Origin of the sequence: Treponema bryantii (assembly GCF_900111035.1) — a bacterium.
In the GTDB taxonomy this organism is placed as follows: domain Bacteria; phylum Spirochaetota; class Spirochaetia; order Treponematales; family Treponemataceae; genus Treponema_D; species Treponema_D bryantii_C.
In genome coordinates, this window is sequence record NZ_FOFU01000002.1 from 361,527 (window position 1) to 378,857 (window position 17,331).

Below are 17,331 nucleotides of genomic sequence, written 5' to 3' on the forward strand. Positions count from 1 at the left end.
AGCAGCAGATTATGCGCCCTACTTCCTTTGCTTTACGTCGTTTTATAAGTTATTTTCTCGCTTCATTTATGCTGCTAAGTGCCGTATCTTGTAAAGGTGCGCCGCATCCTGAAGGCCAGGAAAAATTCGGTGATGATACTGAATATTTTATTGGTCTAAGACTTTTGAAGGAAGGCAATGAGAACGCCGCCCGCGAGAAATTCAAACGCTGCATAAAAAAAGGAACCCCCGTAATCGCGCAGAAAAGCGCCGAAGCACTGTGCACCTTCGGAAATATCCAGGAGAAGAATACAGCCGCCGAGAATCTGCTCAAGCAGTTCCCCGGAGATGATGCGATTCTGATTGCCGCCCGCCAGTTTTCTGCTTCCGGAGAAATCAACAAACTGATTGAGTGTACCTCTAATCTGGATTTTTCCACCGCAAAAAATGAAGTAATCCGCCTCCGCCTGGAGGCAATGGGCCACCGCGGCGACTCTTCATACGAAACCGAAGTCTACCGCTGGTTCACCGAGTGTCCTATGTCCACCGAGCACTACCAGTTCTACCGCGACTTTTACAATCACCCAGACTTTACAACTGCATACGAAAATCCAAATTCAGAAATGGCAGCTTCTCTGGAATTTACACCTCAGCAGTTTGCAATGAATTACAGGATTGAATCTTATAAACGCAATTATTCTTATACAATTTACTGCTCAACAATGCTGACAGAATATTTTAAGGATAGAGTACTTTCACCAGTCCCTCAGTTGATTTCCGATTTCGGAAAAAACTATTTATACGGAAGCGTAGAATATACAAAAAATGCCGTACTGTTCCGCCAGCTTGCACAGGATTTTGCCGGTACACCAGCGGAATACTATTTCTGGTTTTATGCCGGCCGTTATTATGAAAAAGCCGGTATTTTTTACAGACAGAGCCGTCAGTGTTTTGAATCAGCTATGGCAACCGCCGAAACACCTTTCCAGAAGGATAATGCACTGTGGTATCTTTTAAACACTTCCCTCAATTTCTCAATGGATTCTATTATTGAATCAATCGATGAATATTCCCGAGAGTGGTCTGACTGCGAATATTTTGAAGATTTCTTTGAACAGCTGGTATCAGCTCTACTCGCCGCAGGCCGCTGGAATGAATTTGGAAAGATTTATAAAGCTATTGACGGTTACGCATCAGATTTAACAACCGCTCAGTTTGCCTATATATACGGCCGTCTTATTCAGGAAAATCTTGCAGAAGGAACTGATGAAGATGTAATATCTGCATTTACCCGTGCCTGCCAAGGAGGAAGCTCTTTATATTACAAGGCACTTGCAGCATACCGGCTGGGACTCTATAAAAAGCCAATTGAACTAAAAGGAGTTCTCTGCTCACCTATGAGCGTTCATGAATCACAGAATTCTCACCAAATTCCCGCCGCTTCTGAAAATACCCGTTCACAGGAAAATCTCCTTCTTGGTTATGCTTATTTTGGCTTTCCTGAACTGATTTATCCTGAATGGCAGAAAACTCAGGGTTCTACAATCTCAACAGAAACAAACTTCTATCTTGCAGACTTCCTAGCAAAATGTGTTGATCCGGCTGTTCCTGAGACCTCGGACTATTATACCCAGTCACTCCGAATTGCTGCCCGCGCCCAGCGACTTGCTAACCGCGAAATCACAAGAGAAGAACTTTCACTTGTTTATCCTCATTATTACGAAAATTTTGTCTCAAAATATTGCAAAGAATATAAAATCAGTGAGCCTGTGATGTACGCCCTTATTCGAAGCGAAAGTTTTTTTGATGCGGATGTCATAAGTTCAGCTGGTGCCATAGGACTTACACAACTTATGGAATTTACAGGCAGCGACATTGCCCGCCGCTTCAAAATGTCTGATTACTCCCTCACCGACCCGGAAACTAATATCCGCTTTGGTACATATTATCTTTCAACTCTGATTTCCCGCTGCGAAGATTCTGCCCTTCTCGGATTTTTCTCATATAATGCCGGAATTACAAGAGTTCGCCGCTGGCTTCAAAGTTCCCTCATTGAATTCGGTAAAAAGAGCAATATGCCTCTGGATCTTTTCCTTGAGACCGTACCTTTTGCCGAAACCCGTGAATATGGTCGAAAACTGATTTCTGCAACCCTGGCCTACGACTGGCTCGAAGATCCGCATAATTTCGAGCAGACTGCAGCGAATTTGATTGAATAGTACCGTTTTTTTTATTATCTTATAGTAGACTTTATTAAACACCGGCCGTCCGCGGCCTTATACAGGGGTTAATATGATTGAAGATCCAAAATTGCTTGAAACTGTAAAAGAAGCTCTTGAAATGTTCCGTCCACAGCTTCAGGCTGACGGCGGAGACATGGAGTTTGTCTGTATTGATGATGATTATAAGGTTCACCTGAATCTTACTGGTGCCTGCGGTGGATGTCCAATGGCTGTTATGACTCTTAAGATGGGAATTGAAAGATACCTTATTGATGCATGCCCTGAAATTAAAGAGGTTGTTCAGGATAACGCCCAGAATCTTGATGATATGGGAATGGGGTTCTAAATGAAAATTGAAAACGACAAGTGGGTTGAAATCCACTACACACTTAAAGACGAAGCTGGTCAGCAGCTTGATTCTTCTGTTGGAAGCGAACCACTCGGTTATGTTCACGGAAGAGGTTATCTGATTGCTGGCCTTGAAAATCTTATGGCTGGTCACGAACCTGGCGATAAATTTTCTGCACGTATTGAGCCAAAAGACGGTTATGGTGAATATGATGAGCGCCTTATTGTTGAACTTGACCGCAATAAGTTTGAGTTCGACGGCGAAATCACTGTAGGAATGCCATTCCAGATGATGACTCCACAGGGACTTTCTATTGTTCACGTTACAAAGGTAGAAGGCGATAAAATCACTATTGATGGAAATCACGAACTTGCCGGAAAAACTTTGAATTTTGATATCGAAGTTGTAAATGTTCGCGACGCAACAGAAGAAGAACTTACACCAACAAGCGGATGCGGCGGTAGCTGCGGAGGTTGTGGTGGATGCGGTGGCGGAGACTGCGGCAGTGGCAGCTGTGGAGACGGTGGTTGCGGCGGCTGTGGCTGTAACTAACTGATACTACTTAATATCCAATGCGTCGATAAGAGTTCTAAAATTCTCTTCTATCGGCGCATTTTTTATGTCCACAACAACATCAGCTATTGCCTGATACTGCTGATAACGATCGCGATATTTTTTCATCAGAATGTCCTGTATCTGAGAAAGCGATGTCGGATTTTCATTCAAAACATAGGCAGGTGCATTTATAAAGGAACCTGTTTCGGTCTGCTGGATTTTTGCCATAATGCGGCTAACCGAATGTTTAATATCCAGCTTCAAGAAAACGAAAGTACCACAATCGCGAAGAGCCTGAAGGGCCGGCGGATTATCACAGATTCCACCACCAGTTGAAACTACAATCTGACTGTTTCCAAATTCCTTCATAATTGAACGGCAAGCTTCTTCTTCTGCAAGTGTAAACTCTGCAACGCCCTTTGTTTTGTACAAAGTTCGAAAATCAATTCCACGTATACGTCCAATCTCATCATCTGTATCTATGAAATCAACTCCAAGCTTCTTTGCAAGAAGTTTTCCCTGTGTAGTTTTTCCGCAATGTTTACAGCCCATAAGAACTATCGAATTATTCATGCTTTCGCTCATAGTAACAGTATAGCATGCGAATTGTAAAAATTAAAGGTTTCGTGTATTCTTTAATTAACGTAATTGCCGTGCGCGGCTTATTCAGGAGAGTTCCATGGGTATAGCACTTTGTTTTGTTCCTCTGATCCTTGCCATCGTGATTTTTTCGACTGCATTTAAGCTCAGGCTCACACATCAGCTGATTGCAGTTCTTCTTGGCCTTGCAGCTGTTCTTCCGATTTCTTTTATCCAGTACTTTATGCCTGCAATTCCCGGATTACCACTCTCCCCTGTTGTCCGCGCCCTCTTGAAATCAATCCTGCTTTACGGCCTTGTTGAAGAAGCAATAAAAACTCTGGCTTTACTTCCCCTTACTCATAAACCTTATGATGAAGCTAATTGCGATAATCCTGCGGCCGGCCGTCTGAACTATTTACTACTCGCCTTTACTGCAGGTCTTTCTCTGGGCTGCTTTGAATCTGTTGTTTATTATTTTGATCACCTTCAGATTGCAAACAGCCGCGGCGCAACACTTCTTTATGGTCAGATTGCTGTAAGAATCTTTACTTCTGATGTTATACATATGATGTGTACAGGACTCTGCGGATTATTTATTTATTCCTGCCGTAATAAACCTGTACGTATTTCCTGCATGATAGCCGCTGTACTGCTTCATGGAATTTATGATTTCTTTGCAGGCTTTTCGGGAGATATCCGCTGGTTTTCGGTTGCAGTTGTCCTTATGGCCATTATTGAATGCAGAATAAAATATACATCCTTGAAAACTGACGAAAACGCTACTAATTAACACTCTTTTCTAACATTTTGTGCAAATTTTTGTAAAAAAACACCAAAATTTGCCAAAAATTCCGCATTCGGCCTTGACAATATCCGCCTAACCACCTATAATACCCAAACAATACGACGCGGGGTAGAGCAGTTGGCAGCTCGTCGGGCTCATAACCCGGAGGCCGCAGGTTCGAGTCCTGCCCCCGCTATAACAGACCACTCAGAAATGAGTGGTTTTTTGTTTTAAACTGAAGATTACTGAACCTCGATAGACAAATAAGACCAAAAATAGTAGTATTCTGCCCTTGGTTACCTACAATATAACACTAGATTCTAAAATTGGCAATTCAATAAAATTCATCTGAATTCACTGAAATTCAACTTTTACTTAAACTCCTTACTTTAAGTTCGTGGGCCGTAGGTTTTTGGCCTACGGAACTTGTGATATAAACTTAAAAATATAAGTTTGGCAATGTTATGGTAATGTTCCGGCAATGTTGGACAATGTCTTGGCAATGTTCGGCAATGTTTTAAATTATCCATCAGAACTAAAAACTCTTTTTTTTTACATTTAACACCAATTATCACCTTTACTTTTGGTGTTAAAAGGTGTTAAATATATGTAAGAGGTTTAATATGGCAGATATTAAAGAATTAGAAGAACAGATAGCAAAACTTCCCATTGGATACATTACAGAAAAGGTTATAAACGATAAAAAATATTACTGTCAGCAATGGAAAGAAAACGGGAAATCAAAAAGCCGCTATATTTCCGAAGAGGAAGCAAATACTCTCAAACCTCAGATTGAAGAAAGAAAAAAACTTCAGAAAGAATTGAAAGCTTTAAAAAAGACTCTGCCCGATCCCGTTTCTGAAGAAACAGAAGAAGAAACTCCAGAACCAGAATTCAAAATGTCAGCACTCTTTGGAGAAGCCCTTTTAAAGATGGCACAGACAGCAAGTCAGTATGAACGAAGAGACTGTTTTTCTAAGATTCAGGATTTCTTAAAGACCCCAGCTGCCGATAAAGTTTGTCTTGTTTTTGGTCTCCGCAGAACCGGAAAGACAACCCTTCTGAAACAGCTTGTTCTTGCCATGAATGAAGAAGAACAAAAATCAGCCATCTATATAAAAGCATCAACAGAAAACACAATTGAAGAATTGAATGCAGATTTGAAGCTTGCAAACAAACTCAAATATAAATATGTCCTTATTGATGAAATTACACTTATTGAAAAATTCATCGATAATGCTGCCCTTCTTTCGGATGTGTATGCAGTTCAGGGAATGAAAATTGTTTTATCTGGTACAGATTCCCTGGGCTTCTGGTTTGCTCAGAACGAAGAACTGTATGACCGCGCAGTTACTATTCATACAACATTCGTACCTTTCCGCGAATATTCCCGCCTTCTAAAAATCGATGATATTGATGAGTACATCCGTTACGGCGGAACTCTGAAGGCTGGTGAAACTAATTTTGAGGATACCGATGCAAATGCGTTTGACGCCTCTTTCCGTACTGATGAATCTACACGCCGTTACATTGACACTGCAATTGCACAGAACATCCAGCATTCCCTTAAATGTTATGACAGGGGAAATCATTTCCGCAATCTGATTGACCTGTACAAAAAAGACGAACTCACAAATGCCATCAACAGAATCATCGAAGATATGAACCAAGCCTTTACAGTTGATGTTATTACAAGAGATTTTAAATCCAGCGATTTAGGCTCTGCAAAAGATCTTCTCCGTCGTGAAAAAGATGAAACAAAGCGCACAGATTTTCTGGATACCTTTGATGCAAGCGATGTTACGAAAAAGCTTATGGAAATCCTGAAAATCCGCAACAAGGAAAGACAGTCCATCGAAATCGAAGAAGTTCATATTCAGGAAATTACCGAATACTTAAAGGCCCTGGATTTACTTGAAATCGTTTATACAGAGAACATTCCTATCAGCAATAAGAAGCAGGAGCGGATTATTTTTACCCAGAGCGGAATGCGATTCTGCCAGGCTCAGGTACTTGTTTATTCTCTGATGCAGGATGAAGTTTTCGGCTCCTTGACTGGAGAATTACGCGATATTATCACAGAGAAAATCTTAGAAGATGTCCGCGGCCGAATGCTTGAAGATATTGTTTTTCTGGAAACAAAGCGCACTTACGGTACAAAGCGCAATGTCTTTAAGCTCAAATTTGCTTCCGGTGAATTTGATATGGTCGTTCAGGACAAAACAAAAAAACAATGCGAGATTTTTGAAATCAAACACAGCAAGGAACTATTTCCTGCTCAGTACCGCCATATTAATGATGAAGAAAAGATTTCTCTCACGGAAGCTCAATTCGGCAAGGTTGTACGAAAATGCGTACTCTATCGCGGAGAATCCCAGATGCTTGAAAATGGCGTTGAGTATAAAAATGTGGAAGAGTTTTTGAAAGGGTTGAAATGAGAAAGCAGATTATACAAAATTTCCTACCACCATTATTTCTAACCATTTTTAAATTGATGAAAGTCTTTCAACAACTTTTTGGGCAGTTGTAGTTGAGGCCAGACCGTCCTGGCTGGTTTCGCGGAGGCATTGGGGAAGAAGATTTCCGATACGACCCATGGTTTCAAAAACTTCGTCGGCGGTAATGGCACTTTTTATGCCGGCCATTACCATCTGGCTGGCTATTATGGCATTTACGGCGCCTGAAACGTTTCGTTTTATGCATGGCACTTCTACGAGTCCTGCAACTGGATCACAGGTTAGTCCCAGCATGTTTTTCATTGCAAGAGCGGCGGCATCTGCTATCTGCTCATTTGTACCACCCTCCAGAAAGATTAATGCACCTGCAGCCATGCTACTGGCCGAACCAATTTCTGCCTGACAGCCGCCTTCTGCGCCTGAAATGCTTGCTGTATTCGCAATCACCTGGCCGATTCCTGCTGCAACATACAATGCCTGAACAACCTTTTCCACGGCCGGAGCCTTCTTTTCATAATACGTCAGCAGTACGGCCGGAATCACACCGCAAGAACCTGCTGTAGGTGCTGCAACTATCCTTTTCATACATGCATTGGATTCCGCCATTTTCACAGCTTTTTCCATCACCATTGTAAGAAAATCTCCTATGAGCCTGTTGTCCTGTCGACGGAATTTTTCAAGTTTTGCTCCATCACCACCACTAAGCCCGCTATGAGAACGTAAATCAGCTGAATAATTTTTGTCGGCCTGGACCATTGCATCGAACAGCCGCTGCATCCGGCCGAATGACTCCTCGTAACTTACATTGCGCTCCTGTAAATCATCTTCTAAGACTACCTGCCAGAACGGTACATCCCGCTCATCTGCAATTTTTATAATTTCCTGAATTTTGTTGAATCCCATAAATGCACCCTGCTACTTCAAACTGTAATAAGTTACTTTATTCACACCTTCAAGCTTTGAAAGCCACGTCAATGCTTCTTCCGGAATCTCCTGATCCAGCTCCAGAACCATAACTGCGTCCCCACCACGATTTGCCCTGTACAATTGCATTGCCGCAATATTTACACTTTTGTGCGAAAGCATGCTTGTTACTTCGGCAACGTGCCCTGGCTGATCCTTATTGTGAACAATCAAAGTAGGGTTTTCACCGGAAAAATTAGCACTAAGCCCATCAATATTTGCAATATTGATAACCGAACCTCCAAGCGATTCTCCTATAATTTCAAGTTTACGCCCGTTTTTCCCAGTCAACTTCAACTGCACAGAATTGGGATGATAATTTTTCAAGTTTGCTTCACCAAAAATCAGTTCAATTCCGCGCTCTTTTGCAATTTCTATACTTTCGGGAATTCTGCTATCATCTTCATGCATACCAAGCAGCCCCGCAACTAGGGCAAACGTAGTTCCGTGCCCCTTTCCAGTTGCCAGAAACGAACCATAAAGCAAAATCTCAGCTTTGATAATGGGCTCTCCCAGCAGTTTTTGCGACACATATCCAATTTTTACCGCACCAGCAGTATGCGAACTTGAAGGTCCAACCATCACCGGACCGATAATATCAAAAATATTCATACTTATATTTCCGTTCAACTCGTTTTGAAATATTACATACAATTTCATAGCCGATTGTGCCAATTGCATCCGCCATATCATCAGCAGTAATAATTTCATCCCCATCCTGACCAAGCAGCGTGACTTTTGTTCCCATCTCAACGCCCAAAATATCAGAAACATCAACCATAATCTGATCCATGCATACTCTTCCCAGAACTGCAGCCCTCTTCCCATTTATCAGAACATAGAAATTATTGGATAAAAGCCGGTTGTACCCATCAGCATATCCGACACAAACTGTAGCAATCTTCATTTCCCATTCTGCTTTAAATGTTCTACCATAGCCTACAGTTTCGCCTGAGTGAAGATTCTTTACCATAGAGACTACGCTATACCAGCTTAAAGCAGGTTTTATCCCTTCTGGCAACTGGTTCTGATAACTTGGCTTAAGTCCATAAAGAATAATTCCGAGTCTGGCAAACACAGATTTTTCACATTTATTCCAGAGGCCGCCGGCAGAGTTCAAACAGTGAACATAAGGAAGATTCAAATCTTCTATCCGCTTTGCAACTTTTTCAAATTTTTTAATCTGATTATTTGTAAATTCTACAGCTTCTTTATCCATAGAGTCTGCTGTGCAAAGATGAGTAAAAATACCCTGAAGGCAAAACTTGTCAGAATATTTTCGTATTACCTCTTCACAAAAATCCGGATAATCTGCATCAAGACCAATACGATTCATTCCTGTATCGAGGGCAAATACAGCCTTTAATCTCGGACCTAATTTAGCCAGCAATTTTGCATGGTTTTCATCGACAACGGCTTGTGTTATATCATATTCAATTAAGTTCTGAGCCTGAGTAATAGGGGTATAGCCCAGAACGAAAATCTGTCCCTGGATTCCGCTGGTCCTGAGTCTTACAGCTTCATCCAGAGTTGCAACAGCAAAATCTGTTACGCCTTCTTTCTGTAGAACTTCGGCAATTTCTGCATCTCCTTGCCCGTAGGCATCGGCCTTTACAACGGCCATGATTTTTGTTTTTTCTGGAAGCTGATTTTTATAAATTCTGTAGTTTTCAATTATCTGAGAAAGGTTTATTTCTGCCCAGCAGCGTTTGTCGGTTATAATCATCTTGCCTCCTTTTTTTATAAAGCTTCGATTTTTATATTTTCCTGAAGGAGCCGTTCGCGGATTAGTTTTACAAAATTAAGGGCCTTAGGGTTATCACCATGAACGCAGATTGAATGCGGACAGATGCTGATTTCTTTTCCGGTGATGGTTTTTACTTTCTCTTCCTTTATCATTTTGATAACACGTTCTATTACTTCTTCTTCATCTGTAATTACAGCGCCGGCTTTTGTGCGGGCAACAAGAGAGCCGTCTTCTTCATATGCCCTGTCTGCAAAAACTTCGTTAGCACATTTTAGTCCAACTGTAGCTGCAGCTGTTAAAAGCTGGCTGCCGCTGAGGCCAAGAAGAATAAGGGAGTCATCAACCTGGGCAATTCCTTCTGCTATTGCAAGGGCAAGTTTTTCGTCTTTTGCTGCCATGTTGTACATAGCACCGTGAGGCTTAACATGATTCATTTTTACGCCAGAAGCTTTACAAAAAGCATTGAGTGCTCCGATCTGATACTGCACCATTGCCTTAAGTTCTTCTGGAGCAACGTTCATATTGCGACGGCCAAAGCCCACAAGGTCTGGATAGCCCGGATGTGCGCCAATGCTCACGCCACTTTCTTTTGCAAGCGAAACTGTCTTTACCATTACAAGAGGATCTGAAGCATGAAAGCCGCATGCAATATTTGCAGAGGAAATAAATTTTATAACTTCCTCATCCATACCGATTTTATAATTTCCAAAGCTTTCGCCTAAATCACAATTCAAATCTATTTTCATATTGCTGCTCCAAGGGAATCAATTATTTCTTTTTCTATTTCCATTCCAAAACCGTCTACGCTGACAATCTGCTTTTTAAGGACGCCGTCTACACTGCCCATCTCAACAGTTTTTTTGATGAAGGCCTTTGCTTCTTCAAAATCCATAAAGACTTTTACGCCGCTTAATCTTTCCAGATATGCAATGATTGCATAGGCTCCCCAGTTTGAAACTGTCGCAATCACAAGTTGGTCCACGGTTACGACACAGGGCTTAAGGGAAAGCTTTTCTTCTATGATATCAGCAACATTTCCCATGCCGATTTCATTGCCGCCGTCACCAACGCCTATAGTCGGCACAATTCCAAGTGCAATGCGGAAGAACAAATCTGCAGCTGCGGTTTTATCTGTAATGCTTACACCGCGCATATTTGCGTATTCGCGGGCAGCATTTTCTCCGCAGCGTTCAATGCTGATTAAGCCGACCGGGGTATAAGTTCCAAGCTGTTTCATACACCAATCCAGGTCAGCATCAAAAGGCATATATAGAACCTGGATGCCTTCTGATTCAAAGAAACCCTTGCAGAATTCATCTGTGAGAATCACCGGCTCATAACCCAATTTCCGCAAAGCCTTTGCAAGAAAAAGAGTTCCCACAGGACCATCCGTTTCGGCAAAGCCCGCTACAAAAAATCCTGTTGTAAGAAAGACTCTTCCCTTTTCCCAGCCCAGGATTGTCTGAGCAGCCTTCTCTGCATACCTGTCAGTTTTATAACCGCGCAGAATATCCATTCCTCTTCCCGAGTGTCGTAAAACTATGTCTTCTATCGATTCTTTTGATTCAGTCTGGCTCTCTTTCATAGGCAAAATTAAATGATGTTGGCTTTATAGCCTGTCTCACGTTCAAAATCTTCGACCGCAGCCTTCTGCAATTTTCTAAGCAAATCAGTAGCCTTACCGCCAACCTTCTTGCCGTCAATCTCGCAGGCCGCAAGTCCCAAAGTTCCCGCCGAAGTTATGAAAACTTCATCTGCATCAAAAAGTTCATCAAGTGTGAAAACACGCTCTTCGTAAGGGATGCCCAGTTTCTGACAAAGCGAAATGTAATGGCGGCGGGTAACACCTGGAAGAATAAGTTCGTCTAACGGTGGAGTAATATAAACTCCATTTTTGATAATGTTTACGTTTGTGTGGGCACATTCAGTAACACGTTCGCCGCGGTGGAACACTACTTCCTTTGCGCCAGCTTCAAAAGCCTTCTGACTTCCAAGAACACTAGGAAGAAGGTTCAGCGTTTTGATATTGCAGTGGAAGAAGCGGGTATCTTCTTCTGTGATCAGTTTACAAGGGGTACGAAGGTCTGTGAGTTTTGATTCTGTAATATTGATAATCAGATTTGGTTCTACATCTGGGAAAAGGTGATTTCGTGGAGCGGTACCGCGCGTAACTTCCCAGTAAACAAAGCAGACTCCATCTGAATCCATAGCATCAATACACTTCTGAAGTTCTGCAAGAAGCTCTTCTTTTGAAAGTTTAAAAGGAATCTTTACAGCTTTAAGGCTGTTATAAAAACGCTCCAGGTGCCAGTCTTTTTCAAAGATTTTTCTGTTTGCGCTGTAAGTTGCATCGTAAACTCCGTCTCCAAAAAACATAGCTCTGTCCAGGAAAGGAATTGTAAGTTCCTCCTGAAGTCCCATTTTTCCGTTGTAGTATGCAACATTCTTCATATTCTAGCCTCCAATATTTAAGCGGTAGTTGCCGCGTTAATTTTGCAATTGTGCTTCCGGGATATCTGTAATAAGCATGTGGCCCGGCGCATGGGTAATACAAAAATCCGGTTTTGAATTCATAACAACACTTTGTGGAGTAACTCCGCAGCACCAGAAAACAGGAACCTCTCCTTCTTTGATTGTGCTTGGCTCTCCAAAGTCAGGTTTGTTTATATTCTTAATTCCTATTGCTTCAGGGTTACCGATGTGAATCGGAGCTCCGTGAACCTTAGGAACTTTTGCCGTAACAGTAACAGCCTTTACAATCTGCTCATAAGGAATTGGTCTCATTGAAACAACCATCTTTCCGCTGAAAATACCTGCAGGCTTTGTATCAATATTTGTAAGATACATAGGGACATTGTGATTTTCAGAAATGTTTCTTACATCAATTCCGTTTGCCATAAGAGGCGCTTCAAAAGAAAAGCTGCAGCCAATTACAAAGGTCACAAGATTGCCCTGCCAGAAATCGCTTACGTCTGTAAACTCGCCTACAAGTTTTCCTTTTTCCCAGACTCTGTATTTTGGCAGGTCTGTAGTGATGTCACATTCTGCAGCAGAAGTATTAAGAAATTTGTTTCCGGCGTCTCCGACTTCCAGAAGAGGGCAGGACTGAGGATTACGCTGACAGAAGAGCAGAAAGTCATAGGCATATTTTTCCGGAAGAATGCAGAGATTTGCCTAGGCAAAACCGTCACACATTCCGGAAGTCTGTCCGGTAATCTTTCCTTCGCGGATCAGTTTTCTCACTTCGAGGGGTGAAGTGTTTTTGTATGGATTCTGATAAATCATTTTTAAAATGCCTCCTTTATATTTTCCTGATCAGGTTCTCAGGGCAGTAAATTAAATCTTACCTTAGTGCTAGGAAGAGCCTGAGCCAGACGATACATTGCAGATTTTTTTACGCAGGCTATTTTTGCATAACCTCCTGTTGTCTGCCGGTCTGCTGCCATAACCACAGGAAGTCCTGCAGAAGTTATCTGTACAGCTCCGAAAGGAATTGCATCAGAAATAATGTCTGTCTTTCCACATTCAAGACCCGGTCCTGTAAAGCGGATTCCCATTCTGTCGCTTTCGGCAGAAACCGTATAAATTGAATCTGTAAATTTCTTTACAATTTTTTCTTGAAAAAAATCAAACTGTGAAGATTTTATGCAGTCTAAAAGAAGAACGTCTTTGTTCTCTGTGAATCCTTCTGTGCTTTTGTTATCTGGAACTAGCAAAGGATTCTTTTTATTAATTCCGATGGCAAGCTGATCATCTGCCTGAAGTTTTCTTCCCATATATCCGCCGATTTTACTCTTAAGATTTGTTGAAGAACTTCTAAAAACTTTTGGTACCAGAAGCCCGCCGCTGAAAGCAATATATGAGCGAAGACCTTTTGAAGCAAAACCGCAGCTGAGCAAAGAACCAGCCTTCGCAGATATTTTTTTATTCATCTCAATGCGCATCCCATCAAGGGTTGCGTTTTCAAATACGGCACCTGTAATTGCAAAATCGCAGGCAGTAACAAAACGGATTGAAGGCCCCGCAAGCGTTGTCTCAAGACAGGCGGCATTTTTTTCATTTCCACAGATTTGATTTGCCAGGGCAAAAGAAATCTGGTCCATGGCGCCGCTCTGTCCGATTCCATATTTCTGAAAGCCTGTAATTCCTGTATCTTGTATTGAAGTCAAAAGTCCAGGTTCAAGAATCTTTATACCGCCGCCACATTCGTAAACTTCTTTCGAATCCGCTGCGTCGTCGGAAGTTTCAATGGAAGCTTCGGAGTTACCGGCCACTTGTGCCAGCCACAGGCTTTCATCAAAGTTTTCAAACTCTTCACGAGTAATCGGCAAGAAACGGATTTTGTCTCCGGCCTCATACAAAAAGAAAGGTTTCCTCTTTACATCAAAAAGTCTAAGAGGTGTACGGCCGATTATGTTCCAGCCTCCCGGCGACTCTACCGGGTAGAGGCCGGTCTGTGCTCCACCGATTGCGACACTTCCTGCCGGAATCTTTGTGCGGGGAGTTTCCAGCCTTGGTGTTTCCAGCCGAGGATTCATTCCACCCAGGTATGGGAAGCCCGGCAGAAAGCCCATCATGTAAATCAGGTAATCTGAAGAAGAATGAAGCTTTATCACTTCCTCCTTAGAAAGCTTTGCATGAAGGGCAACCTTTTCCAGATCGGGCGCAAACTCCTGGTCCTCATAACAGACCGGAATGGTAATTGTTCTTTTTGAATCAGTGGATTCAGTTTTTTCCTCTTCAGATTTTTGAAGAGCCTTCTGCGCAAGGTCTTTCAATAAAGATATCTGGCAGATTGCTTCATCAAAATATATGCTGACTGAACAATAGGTCGGAAGAACTTCGAGAACTCCGGCTATATCTTTTGCAATATATTCGAAGGTCTTTACAAAAGCAGAAATCCGGCTGTTTACTTCGGGGCAAATTTTCTGCTCAAACTGAATTTGTAGAGAATCTTCGCTTGCCTGAACAATTTTCGCATCAACCGCCAAGATATGCCTTCTGTACTTCCGGGTTTGAAATCAGTTCTTCGCTGGTTCCGCTGGCAATAATTTCACCTGTCTGCAAAACGTATCCGCGGTCTGCAAAATCAAGTGCAACCTTCGCATTCTGTTCAACAACCAGAAGAGTCATCTTCTTTTGAACATTAAGTCTCTTCAAAGCACGGAACATTTCGAACATCAGCTTTGGCGCAAGTCCCATACTTGGTTCATCCAGCATGATAAAATTACAGTCGGTCATAAGTGCACGTCCTACTGCAAGCATCTGCTGTTCACCTCCAGACAGAAGTTCACTTCTCTGCTTACGTCTTTCATACAGACGCGGAAACAAATCATAAAGTAGATCGTATAATTCCATAGTCCTCATTTCATGTTGAGGTTCATTCTTACGGCCATAGCATGCCATCTGAAGATTTTCTTCAACAGTAAGATTTCCAAAAATATGACGGCCTTCCGGAACAAGACACATCATCTTTTCCTTAATCAGAACCTGAGGCTCTGTTTTTAAAATACTGTAATCGTCATAAAGAATGTCTCCAGAAATTACAGTTGGTGCTTCCGGCTTAGGTAGGCGCGACAAGGTGAGCAGAGTAGAAGTTTTTCCTGCGCCGTTTGCACCAATCAAAGTGACAATCTCTCCTTTGTCCACATTAAAGCTGATGCCATGCAAGGCTTCTATATTTCCATAACTGACTCTTAAATTTCTTACATCAAGTAACATAAGCACCTCCTAAGCCTTTTTCTTTTCCGGCAATCCCGGATAAGCATCCTTAATACTGATATCAGCATTTCCAAGGTAAGCTTCAATTACAGCCGGATTCTTTTGAATTTCTTCCGGACTACCTTCTGCAAGTTCCTTACCAAAATTGATAACCTTAATGTTATCTGCCAGTGTGTTTACAACCTGCATTTGATGTTCAATCATCCAGATTGTGATGCCAAAAGTTTCATGAATCCACTGAATGTAAGAAATAAGGCCATCAAGGTCAGAAGTAGAAAGTCCAGCAGCAGGTTCATCAAGCATTAAAAGTTTAGGGTTGAGACTGAGGGCACGGGCAATTTCTACACGGCGCTGAATTCCATAAGGAAGATTTTTTGGATAATCCAGAGCCTTGTCAGCAAGACTGAATTTCTCCAGAAGCTCCCAGGCTTCTTTATGAATCTGAGCTTCGCGTTCCTTGTATTTTTTTGTCTTTAGAAAGACATCCTTAATTCCAAAACCAAGACGTGAATGCTGGGCAATACAGATGTTGTCGAGAACAGTCATATCGCTCCACAAACGGATATTCTGGAAGGTACGGCCAATCTGCAGATCTGCAATAACATGTGGCTTCATACCGTTGAGCCTTGTTCCGTCAAAAATAATGTCGCCTTCAGATGGAACATAAAAGCCGCTTACCAGATTGAAAACAGTTGTTTTACCTGCGCCATTCGGTCCTATCAGGGCATTTATTGTTCCTTTTTTTATATCAACATTTATATCTGTCAGTGCCTGCAAACCACCGAATCTGTGTGTAAGGTGTTCTATCTTCAATAATGTTTCGCCAGATTCTTCTCTCATGCTGCACCTCCTTCAGAAGCTTTTTCTGTGACTCTTTCTTCATTTTTATTTTTTGGCAGAAGCTTTTTGAGCCCTGGGAAAACGTGTGTAAGTTCTCTTGAGCCCATAATTCCTTCCGGATGGAATTCCATAATCAGAATCAGGATTAAAGGAATGATTACCCACTTTAAGATCTGGGCAGGGCGAAGCAGTTCCAGCAGAATTGTAAATACGATCGCAGAAAGTACCGAACCACTCAAAGAACCCATACCGCCAAGATAAACCATTACAAGAGATTCAGTTGATTTCATGATTCCAAAACTTGAAGGGTTTATGAAACCAAGAAGGTGAGCGAAAAGCCCGCCCGCAATTCCTGCAAGGAAGGAACTGAAGGTAAATGCGATGAGCTTCATGTTGTTAGTGTTGACTGACATAATCTCAGCTGAAATCTCATCATACTTAACTGCACTGATTCCCTTTCCTAAAGTTGAGTTCATCAGGAAATGAATTGAAACAATTGCGAAAACGGCAAAGACAAGAGCCCAGACTAAGATCCATGGAATGTCAAAAACATCTGCCATGTTGTTCATTACACTCTTCATTCCCATGAGACCGCGACTTCCGCCAACCAGAGGAATGTTGTTTATTGCTGTTGTTACGATAAAGTTTGCAGCAACCGTAATAATTGCAAGATAGTCATCACGAGTTTTGAATGAAGGTATTGCAACTATAAGACTTACCAACATTGCTCCAAGTCCACCAATCAAAATACAGATTGGAAATCCTATTACAGCAAGTCCTTCAGGTAAAAGCGCATGTCCGGTAATTGAGTTTCCATCCTTAAACAGAATCAGCGAAACAACGGAAGAAATATATGCACCAGTTGCCATAAATCCTCCGTGTCCACAACTGAACTCACCCATATAACCGTTTACGATGTTCAGGCTCGCAGACATAATTGCATTTATACAAATCGTTACGATAATTGTCTGGAAGTAATTATTGATGATTTCGAACTTAGCAAGAACTGTAAGAATCAAAATCATTACAATTGTTGTAACTGGAATTGTCAGTTTTCTTTTTCTTTCAGAAGGATTGAAGCGTGCATCAATCCGCCCATTCATCTTTTCTAACCAAACCATATTCAATCCTCC

At 41.9% G+C, this 17,331-nt stretch carries 17 protein-coding genes and 1 tRNA gene; 6 read left to right on the forward strand and 12 right to left on the reverse strand.

Features of this window, described 5'->3' with window-relative positions; all coding sequences use genetic code 11:
- Nucleotides 1-11: 11 nt before the first annotated feature.
- The 3 genes from BMY21_RS04850 (at nt 12) to BMY21_RS04860 (ending at nt 3,102) form a co-directional block, all read left to right on the forward strand.
- Nucleotides 12-2,198 carry a flagellar assembly lytic transglycosylase gene (locus BMY21_RS04850; RefSeq protein ID WP_074641423.1) on the forward strand — a complete coding sequence of 729 codons (2,187 nt, stop codon included), beginning with the start codon at nt 12-14 and terminating at the stop codon, nt 2,196-2,198.
- A gap of 73 nt (nt 2,199-2,271) precedes the next feature.
- A complete protein-coding gene (locus BMY21_RS04855) occupies nt 2,272-2,547 on the forward strand; it encodes a NifU family protein (RefSeq protein ID WP_074641425.1) in 276 nt (91 codons plus the stop codon).
- Nucleotides 2,548-3,102 (forward strand): FKBP-type peptidyl-prolyl cis-trans isomerase, encoded by a 555-nt coding sequence (locus BMY21_RS04860; RefSeq protein ID WP_074641428.1) that lies wholly within the window; start codon nt 2,548-2,550, stop codon nt 3,100-3,102. It begins immediately after the preceding gene.
- Nucleotides 3,103-3,108: 6 nt separating this feature from the next.
- On the opposite strand, the gene BMY21_RS04865 is transcribed toward BMY21_RS04860, so the two are convergent.
- On the reverse strand, nt 3,109-3,690 hold the full coding sequence (locus BMY21_RS04865; protein ID WP_083379687.1) for a shikimate kinase: 582 nt from the start codon (nt 3,688-3,690) through the stop codon (nt 3,109-3,111).
- Nucleotides 3,691-3,784: 94 nt separating this feature from the next.
- Between BMY21_RS04865 and BMY21_RS04870 the strand changes: the two genes are divergently transcribed.
- The 3 genes from BMY21_RS04870 (at nt 3,785) to BMY21_RS04880 (ending at nt 6,909) form a co-directional block, all read left to right on the forward strand.
- Nucleotides 3,785-4,477: a PrsW family glutamic-type intramembrane protease gene (locus BMY21_RS04870; RefSeq protein WP_074641432.1), complete on the forward strand. Its 693-nt coding sequence runs from the start codon at nt 3,785-3,787 to the stop codon at nt 4,475-4,477.
- A 117-nt stretch (nt 4,478-4,594) separates the two neighbouring features.
- Nucleotides 4,595-4,667 (forward strand) — tRNA-Met (locus BMY21_RS04875).
- Nucleotides 4,668-5,094: 427 nt separating this feature from the next.
- Nucleotides 5,095-6,909 (forward strand): DUF6788 family protein, encoded by a 1,815-nt coding sequence (locus tag BMY21_RS04880; RefSeq protein WP_074641434.1) that lies wholly within the window; start codon nt 5,095-5,097, stop codon nt 6,907-6,909.
- Nucleotides 6,910-6,957: 48 nt separating this feature from the next.
- Here the strand turns inward: BMY21_RS04880 and sdaAA are convergent, their stop codons facing one another.
- The 11 genes from sdaAA to BMY21_RS04935 form a co-directional block, all read right to left on the reverse strand.
- The gene (gene sdaAA, locus BMY21_RS04885; RefSeq protein ID WP_074641436.1) at nt 6,958-7,830 is read right to left on the reverse strand and encodes an L-serine ammonia-lyase, iron-sulfur-dependent, subunit alpha; all 873 of its coding nucleotides are present in this window, start codon (nt 7,828-7,830) and stop codon (nt 6,958-6,960) included.
- A 12-nt stretch (nt 7,831-7,842) separates the two neighbouring features.
- Nucleotides 7,843-8,502, reverse strand: a complete 660-nt coding sequence (gene sdaAB, locus BMY21_RS04890) for an L-serine ammonia-lyase, iron-sulfur-dependent subunit beta (protein WP_074641438.1) — start codon at nt 8,500-8,502, stop codon at nt 7,843-7,845.
- Entirely contained in the window at nt 8,489-9,616 is a 1,128-nt protein-coding gene (alr, locus tag BMY21_RS04895; protein WP_074641440.1) for an alanine racemase, read from the reverse strand. Before alr ends, sdaAB begins: the two co-directional genes overlap by 14 nt.
- Before the next feature lie 14 nt (nt 9,617-9,630).
- Nucleotides 9,631-10,383 carry a LamB/YcsF family protein gene (locus BMY21_RS04900; RefSeq protein WP_074641442.1) on the reverse strand — a complete coding sequence of 251 codons (753 nt, stop codon included), beginning with the start codon at nt 10,381-10,383 and terminating at the stop codon, nt 9,631-9,633.
- Nucleotides 10,380-11,222 carry a DUF4392 domain-containing protein gene (locus tag BMY21_RS04905; RefSeq protein ID WP_074641444.1) on the reverse strand — a complete coding sequence of 281 codons (843 nt, stop codon included), beginning with the start codon at nt 11,220-11,222 and terminating at the stop codon, nt 10,380-10,382. The genes BMY21_RS04900 and BMY21_RS04905 overlap by 4 nt, the downstream gene beginning before the upstream one ends.
- A gap of 8 nt (nt 11,223-11,230) precedes the next feature.
- Entirely contained in the window at nt 11,231-12,088 is an 858-nt protein-coding gene (locus BMY21_RS04910; protein ID WP_074641446.1) for an aminotransferase class IV, read from the reverse strand.
- A gap of 36 nt (nt 12,089-12,124) precedes the next feature.
- A complete protein-coding gene (locus BMY21_RS04915) occupies nt 12,125-12,799 on the reverse strand; it encodes a putative hydro-lyase (protein WP_256210294.1) in 675 nt (224 codons plus the stop codon).
- A gap of 161 nt (nt 12,800-12,960) precedes the next feature.
- Nucleotides 12,961-14,628, reverse strand: a complete 1,668-nt coding sequence (gene pxpB, locus BMY21_RS16025) for a 5-oxoprolinase subunit PxpB (RefSeq protein WP_074641448.1) — start codon at nt 14,626-14,628, stop codon at nt 12,961-12,963.
- A complete protein-coding gene (locus BMY21_RS04925; protein ID WP_074641449.1) occupies nt 14,618-15,358 on the reverse strand; it encodes an ABC transporter ATP-binding protein in 741 nt (246 codons plus the stop codon). Before BMY21_RS04925 ends, pxpB begins: the two co-directional genes overlap by 11 nt.
- A 9-nt stretch (nt 15,359-15,367) precedes the next feature.
- The gene (locus tag BMY21_RS04930; protein ID WP_074641451.1) at nt 15,368-16,198 is read right to left on the reverse strand and encodes an ABC transporter ATP-binding protein; all 831 of its coding nucleotides are present in this window, start codon (nt 16,196-16,198) and stop codon (nt 15,368-15,370) included.
- Nucleotides 16,195-17,319 (reverse strand): branched-chain amino acid ABC transporter permease, encoded by a 1,125-nt coding sequence (locus BMY21_RS04935; protein WP_256210255.1) that lies wholly within the window; start codon nt 17,317-17,319, stop codon nt 16,195-16,197. Before BMY21_RS04935 ends, BMY21_RS04930 begins: the two co-directional genes overlap by 4 nt.
- Nucleotides 17,320-17,331: the final 12 nt, after the last annotated feature.

What these genes read in the sequence shown, in the direction of transcription:
- BMY21_RS04850 (WP_074641423.1), top strand. Translation starts at nt 12, where the DNA reads ATGCGCCCTACTTCCTTTGCTTTACGTCGTTTTATAAGTTATTTTCTC.
- BMY21_RS04855 (WP_074641425.1), top strand. Translation starts at nt 2,272, where the DNA reads ATGATTGAAGATCCAAAATTGCTTGAAACTGTAAAAGAAGCTCTTGAA.
- BMY21_RS04860 (WP_074641428.1), top strand. Translation starts at nt 2,548, where the DNA reads ATGAAAATTGAAAACGACAAGTGGGTTGAAATCCACTACACACTTAAA.
- BMY21_RS04865 (WP_083379687.1), bottom strand. Translation starts at nt 3,690, where the DNA reads ATGAGCGAAAGCATGAATAATTCGATAGTTCTTATGGGCTGTAAACAT.
- BMY21_RS04870 (WP_074641432.1), top strand. Translation starts at nt 3,785, where the DNA reads ATGGGTATAGCACTTTGTTTTGTTCCTCTGATCCTTGCCATCGTGATT.
- BMY21_RS04880 (WP_074641434.1), top strand. Translation starts at nt 5,095, where the DNA reads ATGGCAGATATTAAAGAATTAGAAGAACAGATAGCAAAACTTCCCATT.
- sdaAA (WP_074641436.1), bottom strand. Translation starts at nt 7,830, where the DNA reads ATGGGATTCAACAAAATTCAGGAAATTATAAAAATTGCAGATGAGCGG.
- sdaAB (WP_074641438.1), bottom strand. Translation starts at nt 8,502, where the DNA reads ATGAATATTTTTGATATTATCGGTCCGGTGATGGTTGGACCTTCAAGT.
- alr (WP_074641440.1), bottom strand. Translation starts at nt 9,616, where the DNA reads ATGATTATAACCGACAAACGCTGCTGGGCAGAAATAAACCTTTCTCAG.
- BMY21_RS04900 (WP_074641442.1), bottom strand. Translation starts at nt 10,383, where the DNA reads ATGAAAATAGATTTGAATTGTGATTTAGGCGAAAGCTTTGGAAATTAT.
- BMY21_RS04905 (WP_074641444.1), bottom strand. Translation starts at nt 11,222, where the DNA reads ATGAAAGAGAGCCAGACTGAATCAAAAGAATCGATAGAAGACATAGTT.
- BMY21_RS04910 (WP_074641446.1), bottom strand. Translation starts at nt 12,088, where the DNA reads ATGAAGAATGTTGCATACTACAACGGAAAAATGGGACTTCAGGAGGAA.
- BMY21_RS04925 (WP_074641449.1), bottom strand. Translation starts at nt 15,358, where the DNA reads ATGTTACTTGATGTAAGAAATTTAAGAGTCAGTTATGGAAATATAGAA.
- BMY21_RS04930 (WP_074641451.1), bottom strand. Translation starts at nt 16,198, where the DNA reads ATGAGAGAAGAATCTGGCGAAACATTATTGAAGATAGAACACCTTACA.
- BMY21_RS04935 (WP_256210255.1), bottom strand. Translation starts at nt 17,319, where the DNA reads ATGGTTTGGTTAGAAAAGATGAATGGGCGGATTGATGCACGCTTCAAT.